Annotated in this window: 14 protein-coding genes; 6 read left to right on the forward strand and 8 right to left on the reverse strand. The window is 72.0% G+C overall.

The window, feature by feature from the left end:
* Positions 1–44 precede the first annotated feature (44 nt).
* Together OO69_RS01865 and OO69_RS01870 are read right to left on the reverse strand one after the other, a co-directional pair.
* Positions 45–515 (reverse strand): SRPBCC family protein, encoded by a 471-nt coding sequence (locus tag OO69_RS01865; protein WP_033278526.1) that lies wholly within the window; start codon positions 513–515, stop codon positions 45–47.
* A 70-nt stretch (positions 516–585) separates the two neighbouring features.
* The gene (locus OO69_RS01870; RefSeq protein WP_033278527.1) at positions 586–1416 is read right to left on the reverse strand and encodes a DeoR/GlpR family DNA-binding transcription regulator; all 831 of its coding nucleotides are present in this window, start codon (positions 1414–1416) and stop codon (positions 586–588) included.
* 290 nt (positions 1417–1706) lie between these two features.
* Here OO69_RS01870 and OO69_RS01875 point away from each other — a divergent pair, with 290 nt between their 5' ends.
* The gene (locus OO69_RS01875; RefSeq protein WP_033278528.1) at positions 1707–4049 is read left to right on the forward strand and encodes a membrane protein; all 2343 of its coding nucleotides are present in this window, start codon (positions 1707–1709) and stop codon (positions 4047–4049) included.
* On the opposite strand, the gene OO69_RS01880 is transcribed toward OO69_RS01875, so the two are convergent.
* The 4 genes from OO69_RS01880 to OO69_RS01895 form a co-directional block, all read right to left on the reverse strand.
* Positions 4019–6454, reverse strand: coding sequence for a right-handed parallel beta-helix repeat-containing protein (locus OO69_RS01880; protein ID WP_033278529.1), 2436 nt, complete (start codon positions 6452–6454; stop codon positions 4019–4021). The genes OO69_RS01875 and OO69_RS01880 overlap by 31 nt on opposite strands.
* A 106-nt stretch (positions 6455–6560) precedes the next feature.
* On the reverse strand, positions 6561–7166 hold the full coding sequence (locus OO69_RS01885; protein WP_033278530.1) for a hypothetical protein: 606 nt from the start codon (positions 7164–7166) through the stop codon (positions 6561–6563).
* Between the two features lie 200 nt (positions 7167–7366).
* A complete protein-coding gene (locus OO69_RS01890) occupies positions 7367–8191 on the reverse strand; it encodes an MOSC domain-containing protein (protein ID WP_033278531.1) in 825 nt (274 codons plus the stop codon).
* A gap of 42 nt (positions 8192–8233) precedes the next feature.
* Positions 8234–8668: a DUF6643 family protein gene (locus OO69_RS01895; protein ID WP_033278532.1), complete on the reverse strand. Its 435-nt coding sequence runs from the start codon at positions 8666–8668 to the stop codon at positions 8234–8236.
* Positions 8669–8966: 298 nt separating this feature from the next.
* Here OO69_RS01895 and OO69_RS01900 point away from each other — a divergent pair, with 298 nt between their 5' ends.
* Positions 8967–10280, forward strand: coding sequence for a TerD family protein (locus OO69_RS01900; protein ID WP_033278777.1), 1314 nt, complete (start codon positions 8967–8969; stop codon positions 10278–10280).
* Positions 10281–10284: 4 nt separating this feature from the next.
* Here OO69_RS01900 and OO69_RS01905 read toward each other — a convergent pair whose 3' ends face one another.
* On the reverse strand, positions 10285–11451 hold the full coding sequence (locus tag OO69_RS01905; protein WP_199810867.1) for a glycosyltransferase: 1167 nt from the start codon (positions 11449–11451) through the stop codon (positions 10285–10287).
* Between the two features lie 69 nt (positions 11452–11520).
* On the opposite strand from OO69_RS01905, the gene OO69_RS01910 reads away from it, so the two are divergent.
* Both OO69_RS01910 and OO69_RS01915 read left to right on the forward strand, forming a co-directional pair.
* Positions 11521–12306 carry a glutamate racemase gene (locus OO69_RS01910; protein WP_033278534.1) on the forward strand — a complete coding sequence of 262 codons (786 nt, stop codon included), beginning with the start codon at positions 11521–11523 and terminating at the stop codon, positions 12304–12306.
* A gap of 105 nt (positions 12307–12411) precedes the next feature.
* On the forward strand, positions 12412–12957 hold the full coding sequence (locus tag OO69_RS01915) for a hypothetical protein (RefSeq protein WP_033278535.1): 546 nt from the start codon (positions 12412–12414) through the stop codon (positions 12955–12957).
* Positions 12958–12972: 15 nt separating this feature from the next.
* Here OO69_RS01915 and OO69_RS01920 read toward each other — a convergent pair whose 3' ends face one another.
* The gene (locus OO69_RS01920; protein WP_051800711.1) at positions 12973–14040 is read right to left on the reverse strand and encodes an O-antigen ligase family protein; all 1068 of its coding nucleotides are present in this window, start codon (positions 14038–14040) and stop codon (positions 12973–12975) included.
* Between the two features lie 235 nt (positions 14041–14275).
* Between OO69_RS01920 and lnt the strand changes: the two genes are divergently transcribed.
* Both lnt and OO69_RS01930 read left to right on the forward strand, forming a co-directional pair.
* Positions 14276–15886 (forward strand): apolipoprotein N-acyltransferase, encoded by a 1611-nt coding sequence (gene lnt / locus OO69_RS01925; protein ID WP_033278536.1) that lies wholly within the window; start codon positions 14276–14278, stop codon positions 15884–15886.
* A 77-nt stretch (positions 15887–15963) separates the two neighbouring features.
* Positions 15964–16443, forward strand: a complete 480-nt coding sequence (locus tag OO69_RS01930; protein ID WP_033278537.1) for an NUDIX hydrolase — start codon at positions 15964–15966, stop codon at positions 16441–16443.
* The last annotated feature ends 36 nt before the right edge of the window (positions 16444–16479 follow it).

A 16479-nucleotide genomic window follows, 5' to 3' on the forward strand; every position in this document is an offset into this window, starting at 1 on the left:
GATCACGGGCAGCGAGGACACTTGCCCGTCACTGACCCACGCTCCTAGCGGGCCAACCGCCGGTCCAACTCCCTCACCGCACCCCTGAACGCCCGCCCCAACCCAGGCCGAGCCACCCGCACAGCCCCCCGGAACACAGCCGTCCCATCCACGGCGAACGTCCACTGAACCCGAGTCCCACTCCCCGCAGGGCTCAGCCGCCACTCCTCGGCCATCGCGCGGGCGCCCACCGCATTGGTGACGTCGACCCGATACGCGTACACCTCCGCCGACTTCGCCGCGATCACCGTCTCGCGAAAGTGCCCGCCGCCCCTGAGCCGGATATCCCGCCCCGCCCCGTCGTCGACGGCCCGCGCGCTCGTGACGGCCGAGAACCACTCCGCCCAGCCCGGCACATCGTCGTTGAGAGCATGGAAGACGGCATCCGGTGCCGCGGTCATCTCCTGCGTGAAGACCAGCCGTACCGGAGCGGTATCGATGAAGTCGAGCCCGACGGGCCGCAGTTGGTTGGCCATGGACGCGAACCCCCTTGACGGTTAAGGGAAGTTGACCGGGATGGGCGACGTCACGATAGCTGGCGCACCGTCAGATGTCTGCCCCGTCACCGGCCGCTTCGCCCGCCACCACGAGCCGCAGATGCTCAGAGATATCGGCGCGCGCCTCCGCCGGCAACCCCGCGTCCGTCACGAGCGTGTCGACCTGTTCCAGCGCGGCGAACGAACTCAGCCCCACCGTCCCCCACTTGGTGTGGTCGGCGACGACCACGACCCGCCGCGCGGACTGCACGAGCCGGCGATTGGTCTCGGCCTCCGCGAGGTTCGGCGTCGACAGGCCCGCCTCGATCGATATGCCGTGCACACCGAGGAACAGCATGTCGAAGTGGAGCGCCGCGATCGCCTGGTCGGCCACCGGCCCCACCAACGAGTCGGAGGGCGTGCGCACTCCGCCGGTCAGCACGACCGTCGCCGCCCCCTGCCGCTGCCCCGAGGTGCGCTGCGCCGCGTGGAACACGTCCGCCACCCGCACCGAGTTGGTGACCACGGTGAGGTCGGGGACCTCAAGGAGGTGATGCGCGAGCGCGTACGTCGTCGTACCGCCCGAGAGAGCGATCGCCGTACCCGGCGCCACCAGTTCCGCCGCCGCCCGCGCGATGTCCTCCTTGGCGGTCAGCTCCAGCCCCGACTTCGCCTCGAAGCCCGGCTCGTGCGTGCTCGCCTCGACGACCGGGACCGCTCCGCCGTGCACCTTCTCCAGGACGCCCTGGCGGGCCAGCGCGTCGAGATCGCGGCGCACGGTCATGTCCGACACGCCGAGCTTGCGGGTCAGTTCGTTGACGCGGACGCCACCGCGGCGCCGGACCTCGTCGAGGATCAGGGCGCGCCGCTGCTCCGCGAGGAGGTTCTGATTCTCACTCACGTACGCTCCGGTCCTTTCGCCGCAACCCGTCAGACTGCCCGTCGCGCCCGTCCCGACCAGGACATTTTCCCCGGCGGCGGTGCGCGGACGCCCCAATCCTCGCACGCCCCCGCAAGCACCGCGCCACCGCCTGTCCCGACGCGCACATGTCATTCGGTCATCATCCGTCGCTCGCGTGTCACACGGATCGGGGAGATTCGGTGACGGGGCGTGTGCGACGCGCCGGAAAGGACGATCCTGGAGTGCACACGGACACGGACAGACAGTGCGTCACGGGGGATGTGCGAACAGTGGAGCGTGTACAGGAACACGCCGTCACGAGCGAGGCGAAGAGCCTCGCCGGACGGTCCGACCAGACCGAACCCGCCCTGGAACTCCTGGTCCACGGAGTCGGCGGCGCCACACCCGAGGAGATGCTCGGCGATCCGCGCACGGTACGGATCACCGGCGACGACACCGCGGCCGTCTTCCGGCGCGCCGCCGACGTGGACGCCGAGTCCCGGCCCGCCGACCGGCGCACCGGACCGATCCGCGAGGCCTACGTCTGGTGCAACCTCACCTCCGGCAACGGCACGCGCGCGTTGTGGCTGTTATTGCTGCCGTTCATGGTCGTCAACCTCGCGCACTGGATGCGCCCCACCGCCCGCGACCGGAAACGGACGGTCCGTTTCTACGGCCTGCTGGTGCGGCTCGCGGGACTGACCCTGACCGTGCTGCTCGTCGCGGCGGCCTGCGAGGTCGCCCTGGACCTCGCCGCCTGGCAGTGCGCCGGCACGCGCGCGTGCGCCGAACGGCACACCTGGCTGGGCTTCCTGTCGCCCACGATGTCCCACGACAGCTGGTGGAGCCGCCCCGGCCGCCGCCTCGCGCTCGCCGCTCTGGTGCCGACCGCGCTCACCGTCCTCCTCTGGTACCTCTCCCGCCGCACCTGGAGCGAGTACGAGTCCCAGCAGCCGATGCCCCGCAGAGCCGAGCCCGACGACGAGCCCGACCGCAGTTCCCTGAGCCGCCCCGGCTTCTGGTACGGCCGCCGCCTGGTCGCCCGGCTGCGCGCCGCCCACACGGCGGCGGGCCTCCTCACGGTCGCCGCGGCCGTCACCGTCTCGGCCGCCCGCTTCGACCGCGGACCCGACGGCTCCGACCCACTGGCCCGCCTCGGCACCCTCCTGGAGACCGCACTCACCGGCCTCGCGTTCGTCGTGGTCTACGTAGTGTGCCGCCGGGGCCGCAGCGAGAACCGCCTCGACCAGGCCCTCGACCGCCGTCTCGTCCGCCGCCTGCCGCTGGGCGCACTCCTGCTGCTCGCCCTCTCCCTCCTCTACGCCGGCTGGTCGCGCCCGGGGTGGGAGTCGTCCGGGCGGCTGCCGGGCGACATGACGTTCGGCGGAATCGCCCTGGTTCAGGGCCTGTTGGTGGTCGCCCTGGCCGTCGTGGCGCATCTCCTGCACCGCACCCACCCCGATCCGCGGTCCGCGATGCGGGGCCTCGGCGGACCGGCCGTCGCGATGCTGGCCTGCGCCCTGGGCGGCGTGATGTCCGGCGGGGTCTCCCAGCGTGTCTCCGACTGGCTGGACGGCACCGGGACGTCCATCGCGGGCCCGCCCGTCCTGCTCACCTGGCAGGCCTCGGTGATCCCGACGCTGCTCGTCGTCGTCCTCGTCCTGTGCGCCGGGATCGGCCATCGCACGTGGCGGCTGCGCCGTAGCGAACTGGCCGCGGTGGCGCGCGACTACCCGGGCGGGCGGAAGGACCGGGCGCGCACCGCCAAGATCGCGAGCACGCGCGCGATGGCCGCGCTCACCGACCGCGGACCCCTTCTCGTCGCGGTCATCTCCACCGCGACCCTGCTCCTGGGCGCCGGAGCGCTCGTCGGCGCCTTCACCACCGACCGGACACCGTCGCGGGCCGGAGAGGACGGGCACGCCTTCGTGCACGGTGCCGCCCAGACCTCGCAGGGCCTCGGGTCCTGGCTGATCGGGCTCGGGTTCATACTCTTCGTCACCTGGGGCAGGCGCGCCTACAAGGACGCCTCCGCGCGGCGCACGATCGGCATCCTGTGGGACGTCGGCACCTTCTGGCCGCGCGCCGCCCACCCCTTCGCCCCGCCCTGCTACGCCGAGCGCGCGGTCCCCGACCTGACCTGGCGGATGGCCACCTGGACCCGCGCCACCGGCGGCCGCCTCGTCATCTCCGGCCACTCCCAGGGCAGCGTCCTCGCCGCCGCCGCGGCCTGGCAACTCAAGCCCGCCCAGCGCAAACGCGTAGCCCTGCTCACCTACGGCTCACCCCTGGAGCGCCTCTACGGCCGCTGGTTCCCCGCCCACTTCGGACCGGCCGCGCTGACCCGGCTGCACCGCGAGGTGGACTGCTGGCGCAATCTGTACCGGCTCACCGACCCCATCGGCGGCCCGGTGCGCGTGTCCGGCGACTGCGGCCCCGAGGTCGACCACGAGCCGCCCCTCAAGGACCCCCAGGAGTACGGCCGTACGGCACGGCATCCGCTGCCCGCGCCGATCCTCGGCCACTCCGACTACCAGGCCGACCCGGCGTTCGCGGAGGAACGCGAACGGCTGCTGGCCCGGCTGCGGCCCGAGGTGCCGCCTCAGGGCAGCTCGGGCAGGTCCTCCGCGTAGAGCAGGGTCAGGTCGTCCGTGCTCGGCTCCTCGAACTGGGCGACCCGGCTCGCGTGCCGCTCCACCATCGCCTCGAAGGTCTGCCGCGCGGTGCGGCCGTTGCCGAAAGCGGCGCCCTTGGGGATCGCCGTGAAGTACTTCGTCAGCCCCTCGGACGCGCCCTCCGCCAGCCGGTACTCGTGCTCCTCGGCCTGCTGCTCGACGATCCGGAGCAGTTCCTCGGGGTTGTAGTCGCTGAAGGTGATGGTCCGTGAGAAACGGGACGCCACACCGGGGTTGACGGACAGGAACCGCTCCATCTCGGCCGTGTAGCCCGCGACGATGACCACGACCGCGTCCCGGTGGTCCTCCATCAGCTTCACGAGCGTGTCGATGGCTTCTTTACCGAAGTCGCGTCCCGAGTCCTCCGGAGAGAGGGCGTACGCCTCGTCGATGAACAGGACTCCGCCGCGCGCCTTGTCGAAGGCCTCCTGGGTGCGGATCGCGGTGGAGCCGATGTGCTCGCCGACCAGGTCGACGCGGGACACCTCGACGAGGTGGCCCTTCTCCAGGACTCCGAGGGAGGCGAGGATCTCGCCGTAGAGCCGGGCGACCGTCGTCTTGCCGGTGCCGGGGGAGCCGGTGAAGACCAAGTGCCGTTTGACGGAGGCCGCCTTGAGGCCGGCCTGCTGGCGGCGGCGGCCCACCTCGATCATGTCGGTGAGGGCGCGCACCTCGCGCTTGACGCTGTCCAGGCCGACCAGCGCGTCGAGTTCACCGAGGACGGCCTTGGAGGAGCGGGACTCCTTCTCCGGGTCCGTCGCGGTGATCAGCGGGTCCTGCTCGGCCGTGCGCTGGGTGGGGATCGCGCCCAGCACGCTGGTGGACTGGCTCGCGGTCTCCACGGCCGTCTCGTGGGCGGTGGACGGCTTGAGGCTGCTCTCGTCGCTGGTGCAGTCCTCGACGACGGGTCCCGTGCCGGGTGCCGCGTCCGGTCCGGCGTCCGCGAACTCGTAACCGCCGCGCGCGCACCGCTCCGTACGGCACTTCTTGAGCGTCGTACGGCAGCCGTCGATCACATGGAAGCCGTAGCCGCCGCTGCCCGTCACGCGGCAGCCCAGGAAGGTGCCCCGGCCGCCCGCGGAGACGTAGAAGCCCGCCTCGGCGGGGGAGTCGACCGTGCAGCGCTCGATGGTGGGGTCGGCGCCCTTGGTGACGATCACGCCGGTCTGGGTGGCGTCCACGGTGCAGTTGTTGAGGGTGCCGCCGCTGCCGTGGTCGCGGAACCACGCGCCCGTGGCCGCGTCCCGGATCCGGCAGTCGTCGAGCTGCGCGGTCGCGCCGTCGCTCACCGACACGGCGGTGTTGCGTACTTGGGAGATGTCGCTGTCGACGACGTCCGCGCGTGAGCCCCGGTCCAGCACGAACAGCGCGTCCGGTACGTCGTGCACCCGGCAGGAGTCGAGGACCGCGGTCGCGCCGTCGCTGACCCACACCGCCGGATAGTCGCCGGTGCTGTCGAAGATCTCGCACTGGTTGGCGTCCACGCGCGTGCCCGGGTCCCACACCGACAGTCCGTTGCGCCCGAACTGACGCACCGTCGTGCGGGTCAGCGTGAGCACCGAACGGGAACGCAGGTCCACCGCGTTCTCCGGGATGTCGTGGATGCGGCAGTCGGCCAGGGTCAGCACCGCGTCGGTGTCGAGCGTGACGCCGTCCGCGGCCGTACGGTGCACATCGCAGTCGGTGAGGTGCGCGGTGGCCCGGCCGGTGATCTGGACGCCGCTGCCCCGCGTCTCGTAGACCTCACAACCGACCGCCTCCAGCGAGGAGTTCTCACCCGTGGCGGACAGACCCACGCCCGACGCGTGGTGGATACGGCAGCGCTCCAGGCGCGGGTGACCGCCGCCGCGGACCGCTACGCCCGCCTGGCCGGCCGAGACGACCTCGCACTCCTCGAACACCCCGCCACCGCCGTCGAGTACGGCGATGCCGATGCCGGCCGGGTTGTCGACCGTGCAGCGCCGCACGGTGGGGCGGGCACCGCCGCGGACCTCGATGCCGGACGCGGACCGCGTGACGATCCGAAGGTCCGTCAACTCCGGCGCGCCGTCCTCGACAAGGAGCGCGGGCGCGGCCGAGTCCTGGCCCTCGACATGCAGGTCCTGGACGATCGCCGAGGCGCGGACGGTCAACGGCACGCCGTCCAGGGGCGCGATGCGCACCGAGCCGGGCGAACCCTCGGGGCCGCGCAGGGTCACCGACCGCGCTACGACGAGGTTCTCCCGGTAGGTGCCGGGGGCGACGGTGAGCACGTCTCCCTCGGCCGCGGCCTCCAGGGCGGCGGCGAGCGACGCGTACTCACCTGTGCGGCGCCGCCACCGCGATGTACCGGTGTGCGTCACCTGGACCGTGCCCTGTGCCATGGCGCTGCTGTGCCCCCACCTCGTGGTACGCGGGTTGATGCCGAAGCCTTCGCCGGTCCACCGTAGCGTGCGTGCGGGCGGTGGGTTGACCAGAGCCGGAAGGCCGTCAGCTGCCGGTGCCGGTCCTGCCCCAGTCCGGGCCCGCCCGCTCCCATGCCCGGTCCCAACGGGCGTACCTGCGGCGGACCATGCGCCACAGCACGAACCGTCTGCCGCTGTCGACGAGCCCGGCGGTCAGCAGTGCCGCGCCGAGCCCGGCGAGCACGGCGTGCGTCGTCGCCGTGGCCGAGTCCAGCGGGCGGGCCACTATGTGTCCCTGCTGGTCCGTCCAGAGCCGGAAGTGGTCGCCCGCGTGCGGGGTGTTGAGGCTCGCCATCACCGCGCCGTGCTGGGCGGTGCCGTCCGGGGCGGTCCAGTTGGCGAGGACCTTGCTGCGGATGTCCCGCGCGGTGGACGAGTCGGGATCGGGGTCCAGCTCGGCCCCCTTGAGCTTCTTGACCACGGTCGCCGTCACGGCGTGCCGGTCCGCGCGCTGCTCCCGCACCGACCGCTGCAGGCTGTCCTGCGCGACCGCGCCGACGAGCGAACCGATCACGGGTGCGGCGACCAGGACCAGCAGCAGGACCACGAGGGCCAGCCAGGCCTCGACCAGATCGGTCGCGCGACGCAGCGGATTGCGCCGCCAGCGCCACACACCCCTGATTGCTCCCACCGTCCCGCACCCCCTTCCCGCTCCGTGATAACTCCAGGCGTGGCCGTTCACCCAAGAGCCCCGGCAAAGAGAGAGCGAAATCACCTCTCCCAGGGCCTCTCATGAACTTCTCACGGGATCTCAACGACCGGGCCCACGGGGAGGGTTCCCGCCTCCCGCGCTCTTCGGCGGAACCTCGTGCGCTCTCGGCTGAACTCCGCCTACGCGAGGATCCGGACCGGATCACCGACGCGGATCGTGCCGGTCGACCGGGGCACCAGGTTCTGCCCGAAGACGAGCTTGCCGCCGATACGGCGGTGCCGGGCCAGGGTGCGCAGGGGCTCCTTGCCGCGCTCGGCGGTGCCCTGGTCGGTGGTGGTCACGACGCAGCGCCCGCACTTCTTCGCGACCCGGAAGACGACCTCGCCGATCGTGACGCCCGACCAGTCGTCCTCGGCCCAGGCGGCGGTGCCCGCGACGACCACATTGGGCCGGAACCGGTTCATGGGCAGCGGCCCCTCGGCGGGGTGATCCCCTTGCGTGACAAGGGAGTTGAGGGCGTCGAGAGAGGCCTCGGAAGTCAGCAGCAGCGGATAGCCGTCGGCGAAACCGACGGTCTCACCGGGAAGCGCGTAGTCCGGGTCGACGGGTCTGCGCGTGGCGGGATCGTCCATGTGGACGAGACGTACGCCGAAGCCCAGATAGTCGCTGCGCCAGATGTGCGCTGTGTCCGGCCCCGGCACGGCGTCGACCTTGGTACCGAAGATCTCCATCGCCACGGTGGTGACCGGCTCCGGAACGGGCACGGTCAGCGGGTCGTGGCCGGGCGCCGACAGACGAACACCGCCGCCGGGCAGAAGCTCGGCGGCGGCCAGTGCGAGACGCGGGTGCTCGCGTTGCGTGACGACCTTTCCCCCGTCGTCGATCAGTGCCCAGCGTCGGTCCCCGGCCAGTCCCCAAGGCTCCACGAGAGCCTCCCGGGGCGAGAAGCCCCGGAGCGCCTTGACCGGATGAACGTGGATCGACCGCAGCTCCGCATTCCCCATCGCTCCATCGTGCCAGGTGGCACCGACAACGCAGGGTGCGGATCAGTAACCGCGGTACTGCTGCTGCTGGTTGTTGTACGGGTCCTGCTGGTACGGCGCCGGGGCCGGGCGGGGAGCCGCCGGACGCATCGCCTCGTAACCGGCCGGAGCCGCCATCGGGCGCGGCTGCTGTTGCTGCTGCCCGGGGTAACCGCGCGGCGGGGCCTGCTGCGGGATGTAGGCGGCGGGCGCCTGCTGCAGCGGGGCGGGCTGCTGAGCCTGCGGATAGCCGTAGTTCTGCGAGGGACCCGCCGGCAGAGCGGGCAGTGCCGACGGCAGCGCCGGCAGGTTGCTCCCCGGCATGTCGTAGGCGGCGGGGACCCGGATCGGGGCGATCTGCGGGGTACCCCGCTCGGCCACGAGGGAGTCGTAGATCGGGGTGTCCGGGAAGGAGGCGGAGTAGTAGCCGCCGCCATAAGTGGAGCGGGGGGAGGTCATGGCACATAAGTTAAGCCCACGATGTGCTGGTTGGGGAGACCGATTAGAGGGTTGTTTTCCGTGTCGGGGGTGGCACGGGATCCCCAATGCGAGCGAACTTGCCAAAAAAGGGCATCGACCTGTGTTCGGATCGGGTAAAAGCCTAGTTCCCGGCGGGTTACCAGCGGTTGGCCGACGCTGTTGACGCGCTCCTGATGGGCGTTCGCCGCCCCGGGGAATAGGTTGTGCGGTAGACACCCGATGGGCTGCCGGGGCGTGTCCTGGCACGGTGAGACGTGATATGGGGGCAGACATGTCGATGCCGAAGGGATCGAATGTTCCGGTGCCGACGACGGCACTGCGCGTCGAATTGGGCTGGCGGTCCGGACCCGGCGTCCCGGACGCGGACGCCTCGGCCCTGCTGCTGGTCGGCGGGAAGGTCCGTTCCGACGGCGACTTCGTGTTCTACAACCAGCCGGCGCACTCCTCCGGCGCGGTCCGCCACGAGGGCAAGGGCACCGCCGGCGGGAAGGTGACCGACAGCCTCCTCGTCGACCTCGCGCGCGTGGAGCCCGCCGTCGACCGCATCGTCCTCGCCGCCTCCGCCGACGGCGGAACGTTCGGCCGGGTCCCCGACCTGTACATCGAGGTCCGGGACGCCGTGCAGAACACCGCGGTCGCCCGCTTCGACAGCACGGGCGCGACGGTCGAGACCGCCTTCGTGCTCGGCGAGTTCTACCGCCGCCAGGGCGCCTGGAAGTTCCGGGCCGTCGGCCAGGGCTACGACAGCGGACTCGAGGGCCTGGCGACCGACTTCGGCATCACCGTGGACGAGCCGCAGCAGGCGGCACCGGCCGCGACCATGGCGCCGCCGGCCGGCCCACCGGTGCACATGCCGCCGCCGTCCGGGCCGCCCGTGAACCTGCCGCCGCCGGTCCAGCCGCCCGTGACCATGCCGCCTCCTCCAGCGAGCCCGCCCCCTTCGGTGACCCCCGTGCGGCTCTCCAAGGTGACGCTCACCAAGGCAGCCCCCTCCGTCTCGCTGACGAAGCAGGGCGGCACTTCGGGTGCCATGCGCGTGAACCTCAACTGGGAGGTGCGCAAGCAGTTCTCGGGCTGGGGCAGCAAGCGCGGCCGCGCGGTCGCGATGCACGCGGACCTCGACCTCGACCTGTGCGCCCTGTACGAACTCGCCGACGGCCGCAAGGGCGTCGTCCAGGCACTCGGCAACGCGTTCGGCTCCCTGCAGCGGCCCCCGTACATCCATCTCGACGGCGACGACCGCAGCGGCGCGTCGGCGAGCGGCGAGAACCTCACCGTGAACCTCGACCACATCAAGGACTTCCGGCGCATCCTCGTCTTCGTGACCATCTACGAAGGCGCCCGTTCCTTCGCCAACCTGCACGCCACGGTCACCCTCCAGCCGCAGCACGGCGCCGCGATCGACTTCTCGCTCGACGAGTGCACGGTGCCCTCCACGGTGTGCGCGCTCGCCCTGATCACCAACACCGGGGGCGACCTCGTCGTCCAGCGCGAGGCCCGCTACCTCGTCCCGGATCGCGGGGTGAGCCCGCAGCGGACCGTGGACCGCGTCTACGGGTGGGGCATGAACTGGACCCCGGGCCGCAAGTGAGCCCTCAACTCTCCTCGCCGACAACGGCGTCGGGACGCGCGTAGGTGCGGCCCTTCCAGGCCGCACCGCGTCCCCTGTAGTGCTGCACCGCGGAATCGACGGTCATCAGGAGGTACAGAAACGCGGTGAACGGCAACAGGGGAGCGAGCCACAGCGGCTGCCCGTAGTAGCGCAGCATCGGGATGTACGTCCCCGTCATCACCAGCCACGCGAGACCGCCGAGGACCGCGGTCCCCGTACTCCCGACGGCCAGACCGGTGAACAGGGCAACCGGCGGCACCAGATACACCAGCGCCAGCCCGAGGACGGTGCCCAAGAGGAGCAGCGGGTTGTGCCGCAGTTGCGCGTACGCGCTGCGCGAGACCATCCGCCACAGGTCGTGCAGCCGCGGATACGGGCGCAGGCTGTCCACCCGCTCGGCGAGCCCCAGCCAGATGTGACCCCCGCCGCCCTTGACGGCACGCGCGAGCGCCACGTCGTCGATCACCGCCTGCCGGATGGCGTCCGGGATCCGCGCCCGCTCGGCGGCGTCGACGCGCAGCAGGACGCAGCCGCCCGCCGCGGCCGCGGTTCTCGCCGACCGCTTGCCGATCCGGCGGAACGGATACAGCTGCGCGAAGAAGTAGACGAACGCCGGTACCACGAGCCGCTCCCACAGGCTCTCCACGCGCAGCCGCGCCATCAGCGACACGGCGTCGAAGCCACCGGAGCGGGCCGCCGCCACCAACTCCCGCAAGCTGTCCGGGGCGTGCGCGATGTCCGCGTCTGTCAGCAGCAGGTACTCGGGGTCACGCGCGCGTGCCAGAGCGATGCCGTGCCGTACGGCCCACAGCTTGCCCGTCCAGCCCGCGGGCGGTTCGCCGGGGGAGTCCACGGTCAGCGGCAGCCCGCCGTGCCGGGACGCCAGCTCGCGGGCCAGTTCCCCGGTGCCGTCCGAACTGCCGTCGTCGACAAGGAAGATCTCGGCCCGCCCGGGATAGTCCTGGGCGAGGAGTGAGGGCAGGCTCTCGGGGAGTACGGCGGCCTCGTCGCGGGCCGGGACGACCACGCACACCGACGGCCAGTCGTCCGGGTCGGTGCGGGCCGGGAGTCTGATGTCGGTGCGCCAGAAGAAGCCCTGACAGAGCAGCAGCCACAGCCAGGCGGCGAGTGATCCGGCGGCGATCCACACGATGGCGCTCACGGCCGCAGTCTGCCCCACGGCGGCGGATCCACCGAGGCCATCGTCTATCGTGGCCGGGTGAAGATCGCGCTGATGGACTCCGGAATCGGCCTTCTGGCGGCCACCGCCGCGGTACGGCGGGTGCGCCCCGACGCGGATCTCGTGCTGTCCCTGGACCCCGAGGGCATGCCGTACGGGCCGCGGACACCGGAAGACGTCGCCCAGCGCGCGCTGGCCGTCGCCGAGGCCGCCGCCGCGCACCGGCCCGACGCCCTGATCATCGGCTGCAACACCGCGACCGTGCATGCCCTGACGGTCCTGCGTGAGCACCTGGAGCCCGGTATCCCGGTCATCGGCACGGTCCCGGCGATCAAGCCGGCCGCCGCCGGTGGCACGCCCTTCGCGATCTGGGCGACGCCCGCCACCACCGGCAGCCCCTATCAGCGCGGCCTCATCAAGGACTTCGCCGACGGTGTGCCGGTGACCGAGGTCCCGTGCTGGGGACTGGCCGAAGCGGTGGAGCACGGGGACGAGGCGGCCATCGACGCCGCCGTCGCCGCGGCCGCCGAGCTCACCCCCGACGATGTAACGACCGTCGTCCTGGGCTGCACCCATTACGAGTTGGTCGCCGAACGCATCCGCGCCGCTGTCCAGCGCCTCGACCGCCCGCCACTCGTCCTGCACGGCTCCGCCGACGCGGTGGCCGCCCAGGCACTGCGCCGGATCGGTGAGAAGCCCGCCCCGGAGGCGCTGCCCGACGGCACCGTCACGGTGCTCCTGAACGGCCGCGAGGGCGCGCTGCCCGCCGCCGCGTCGGTCTACGCCGAGGGCCGGCTCCTGCGGGCCGTCACACCCGCCCACTGACCACGGCGACGCCCGCGATCCTGTGCGTTCGCCGTGTCGCCCCACAAAACGGTCACCCTCCGCAACGGCATACCCGCGCAGCGAAACCTGAGTAGTCTCGTAGGCATGAGGGACCACCCCCGCGACGAAATCTTCCCGCAGAGCGAGATCTGGACCGGACGTGCCACGAACCGGTTCCAGTGGCTGCTGGCGCTCGCCGGTGCCGCCTGCATGGCGCTCGGCATCGAGCTGGCCGTGGACTCCACCTGGACGTCCGGCATCGCCCCGCTCGTCATGTCCGTCGTCGGGTGCATCGCGGCCGGGCTGCTCATGCTGTTCGGCACGCTCGCCTTCGTGCACGTCGGCCTGAAGGTGGACACGGAGTCCCTCGAAGTGCGCTGCGGCCACATCGGTGTGCCGCGCCGCCGCATCCCCCTCGCGAGCGTCGCGGGCGCCGAGTTCGCCCCGCACGTCACCCCGCGCCAGTGGGGCGGCTGGGGCTACCGCTGGCGGCCCGAGAAGGGCACCGCGGTCGTTGTACGGCGTGGTGAGGGCATCGTCCTGCGGCTGTGGGACGGGCACACGTTCACGATCACCGTGGACAACGCGGAGACGGCCGTACGGATCATCACGGACCGGCTGGCGCCGCCCAAGCCCGGCGCGGTGCTCTGACGCGTTCCTCGTGCGTCACGGGGCCAATCGGTCGCCACGCGCGTGTGCGTCCGGCGCGGTGCGTGCGGCCTCCTCGGCGAGCGGGTGGGCCGTGGCCAGCCCGGCCAGGAAGCCCGCGCCGACCGACACCGAGGTGAAGCTCAGCGCGTTGCCGACCGCGGCGACGATCGCGAGCCCCGTCAGCGCCGCCCCCGCCGTGAGCGCGATCGGCGTGGAGCGCGTGGTGCGCCACAGCGCGTGCAGCACCCAGCCGTAGGCCGCCGCCAGCAGGAGCACGCCGACGATTCCCTGCTCGGCCGCCAGCTGAAGCGGCGCGGAGTGCGGCTTGCCGTCCGGGAGCAGGGCCTCGGCCGCCGCGCTGCTCAGCTCTCCGAAGCGCCCCGGACCCACCCCAAGGGCGGAATCCTGGTGCGCCATGTGCAGGGCGTCCTGCCACAGCTGGACCCGGTGCGGGGTCAACTGGCCCTCCAGGGATGCGGTCAGCCCGTCCGGGAGGACGTTCCCGGCCACGGCCCAGGTCGCGCCGGTCACCAGCGCCGTGGCCAGGCCCAGGCCCGCGATGCCCAGACCCCGGCGCCGCATGCGGCCGGCGGCGAGCGAGCACAGCAGCACCGCCGTGCACAGGACGAATCCCGAGAGCGAGCCCAGGACGGCCGCGACGACCGTGATCCCGGCCGCCAGCAGCCGCAGCGCGAGCCGCAGGGCCGGTGCCGGGGCGGCCCAGGCCGAGCAGCACGCGGCACCCACGGCCAGCGTCAGCAGGGCCGCGGTCGCACCGGCGTGGCCCAGCGGTACGGCGAACTGGGGGCCCGGGGCGAGACGCGGTTCGGCCAGCGCCATACCGAGCCCGGCCACCGCCCCCACACAGGGCGCGGCGACCGGTACGAGCGCCCCGGAGATCCGCCCCGACGCGTAACCGGCGGCGACCGCCAGGACCGCGAGCAGCACGCCCTCGGGCCGGCCGTCGTGCATGGCGGCGGTGATCAGCGACCACGCGGCGCAGGATCCGAGCACGGCGATGCCCGCCGCATCGGAAACGTTTCGTCTTTCACTGTCGGCGTCCGGACCGGTCGCCGACGCCATCCCCGTGGAACCCACCCCGCCGCCCCCTGAACCGGGCCTCCCCGACCCGTGACCGGCCCCGGCCGTCCTGGCCTGGACCGACCGCACGACTGGGGCTCCGGCACACCGTAACGGCTGATGACCGATTTGTGGACGAGTTGCGCAGGAACGATGCTGCTGCGGCCCTGCTCAGTGCCCCGGGCTGCCATCCGGACCGTGCTGTCGGCGCCGAGGATTACCGCCGTACACTCCCGGAGTGACCGTCACCGCAACTTCCGCGGGCGAGTCGGACCAGCTGGAGCCGCAGGCCGCGCCCACATCGCGCCTCGCCCGCCTCGTCCGTCTGGTCCCGGCCGCCGTAGCCGCACTCTCCGGAGTGCTGCTCTACGTCAGTTTCCCGCCGCGCACCCTGTGGTGGCTGGCGCTGCCCGCGTTCGCCTGTTTCGGGTGGGTGCTGCGCGGCCGCAGCTGGAAGGCGGGCCTCGGTCTCGGCTACCTCTTCGGCCTCGGATTCCTGCTGCCGCTGCTGGTGTGGACCGGCGTCGAGGTCGGCCCGGGGCCCTGGATCGCGCTGGTCGTGGTCGAGGCGATCTTCGTCGCGCTGGTCGGCGCGGCCATCACCGCGGTCTCGAAGCTGCCCGCCTGGCCGCTGTGGGCGGCGGCACTGTGGATCGCCGGTGAGGCGGTACGCGCGCGTGTCCCCTTCCACGGCTTTCCCTGGGGCAAGATCGCGTTCGGCCAGGCGGACGGCGTCTTCCTGCCGCTCGCCGCGGTGGGCGGCACCCCGGTCCTGGGTTTCGCGGTCGTCCTGTGCGGCTTCGGCCTGTACGAGATCGTGCGCCTGGCCCTGGAGACCCGCGACACCCGGGTCGTACGGCGGTCCGCCGCTGCCGTGGCGCTGCTGAGCGTGGCCGTACCCGTGGTCGGTGCGGTCGCCGCGCGGGGGCTGGTCAGTGACAAGGCCGAGGACGGCACCACGACGGTCGCGGTCATCCAGGGCAACGTCCCGCGCGCGGGGCTGGAGTTCAACGCCCAGCGGCGGGCCGTGCTCGACTACCACGTCAAGGAGACCCTGCGGCTGGCCGCCAAGGTCAAGGCGGGCAAGGTCGCCAAGCCCGATGTCGTCCTGTGGCCGGAGAACTCCTCCGACGTCGATCCCTTCGCCGACGCGCAGGCGTACACCGACATCGACGCGGCGGCCAAGGCGATCGGCGCGCCCATCTCGGTCGGCGGTGTCGTCGAACGGGGTGGCAAGCTCTACAACGAGCAGATCCTCTGGGACCCGGTGAAGGGCCCGACCGACACCTACGACAAGCGGCAGATCCAGCCGTTCGGCGAGTACCTCCCGATGCGCTCGCTGCTCGGGGCGATCAACAAGAACTGGACCAGCATGGTCCGCCAGGACTTCAGCCGGGGCACCAAGCCGGGCGTCTTCACCATGAACGGCGCCAAGATCGGCCTGGTCACCTGCTACGAGGCCGCCTTCGACTGGGCCGTGCGCTCCGAGGTCACCGACGGCGCCCAGTTGATCTCCGTGCCCAGCAACAACGCGACCTTCGACCGCAGCGAGATGACCTACCAGCAGCTCGCCATGTCCCGGGTCCGCGCGGTCGAGCACAGCCGGACCGTCACCGTCCCGGTGACCAGCGGCGTGAGCGCGATCATCATGCCGGACGGGAAGATCACCCAGAAGACCGGCATGTTCGTCGCCGACTCCCTGGTCCAGAAGGTGCCGCTGCGCTCCTCGGAGACCCCGGCCACCAGGCTCGGCATCCTGCCCGAGATGGCCCTGGTGCTCATCGCCGCGGCCGGTCTCGGCTGGGCGGTCGCCGCCGGTGTGCGCGGGCGGCGCGCGGGCGACGTGTAGCCGTACGCCTGCTGTACGCCCGCCGTGCGCACGGTAGTTCGTGGAGTGGCCATGGATCGTCCCGTTAGGGTCGGAGCATGGCTACTCCTGATTTCATCCGTACGATCCGGGCCTCCGCGGGGCATCAACTGCTCTGGCTTCCCGGGGTCAGCGCCGTCGTCTTCGACGACGCGGGTCGCATCCTGCTGGGCAAGCGGGCGGACAACCACGAGTGGGCGCTGCCCTCCGGCATCCCCGACCCCGGTGAGCAGCCCGCGGTCTGCGCGGTGCGCGAGGTGTTCGAGGAGACGGCCGTCGAGTGCGTCGCGGAGCGGGTCGTCATGGTGAAGGCCGGGGGACCGATCAGCTATCCCAACGGCGATGCCTGCCAGTTCATGGACATCACGCTGCAGTGCCGGGCCGTCGGTGGTGAGGCGGCCGTGAACGACGACGAGTCGCTGGAGGTCGGCTGGTTCGAGCTGGACGCGCTGCCCGAGCTCAGCGATCACCAGCTGTTGCGGATCAAGCAGACCCTGGCCGACGCACCCACATGGTTTGACACCACGAGTTCCGACTGAAGTATGTGCTCGGCCCATATGCGGTAGGGCGGGGCC

The sequence above is a fragment of the Streptomyces sp. NRRL F-525 genome (genome assembly GCF_000716605.1).
Classification (GTDB): Bacteria; Actinomycetota; Actinomycetes; order Streptomycetales; family Streptomycetaceae; genus Streptomyces.

Bases quoted from the DNA above. Each gene is read 5' to 3' on its own strand.
- OO69_RS01865 (WP_033278526.1), bottom strand. From the start codon at position 515: ATGGCCAACCAACTGCGGCCCGTCGGGCTCGACTTCATCGATACCGCT.
- OO69_RS01880 (WP_033278529.1), bottom strand. From the start codon at position 6,454: ATGGCACAGGGCACGGTCCAGGTGACGCACACCGGTACATCGCGGTGG.
- OO69_RS01890 (WP_033278531.1), bottom strand. From the start codon at position 8,191: ATGGGGAATGCGGAGCTGCGGTCGATCCACGTTCATCCGGTCAAGGCG.
- OO69_RS01895 (WP_033278532.1), bottom strand. From the start codon at position 8,668: ATGACCTCCCCCCGCTCCACTTATGGCGGCGGCTACTACTCCGCCTCC.
- OO69_RS01900 (WP_033278777.1), top strand. From the start codon at position 8,967: ATGCCGAAGGGATCGAATGTTCCGGTGCCGACGACGGCACTGCGCGTC.
- OO69_RS01915 (WP_033278535.1), top strand. From the start codon at position 12,412: ATGAGGGACCACCCCCGCGACGAAATCTTCCCGCAGAGCGAGATCTGG.
- OO69_RS01920 (WP_051800711.1), bottom strand. From the start codon at position 14,040: ATGGCGTCGGCGACCGGTCCGGACGCCGACAGTGAAAGACGAAACGTT.
- OO69_RS01930 (WP_033278537.1), top strand. From the start codon at position 15,964: ATGGCTACTCCTGATTTCATCCGTACGATCCGGGCCTCCGCGGGGCAT.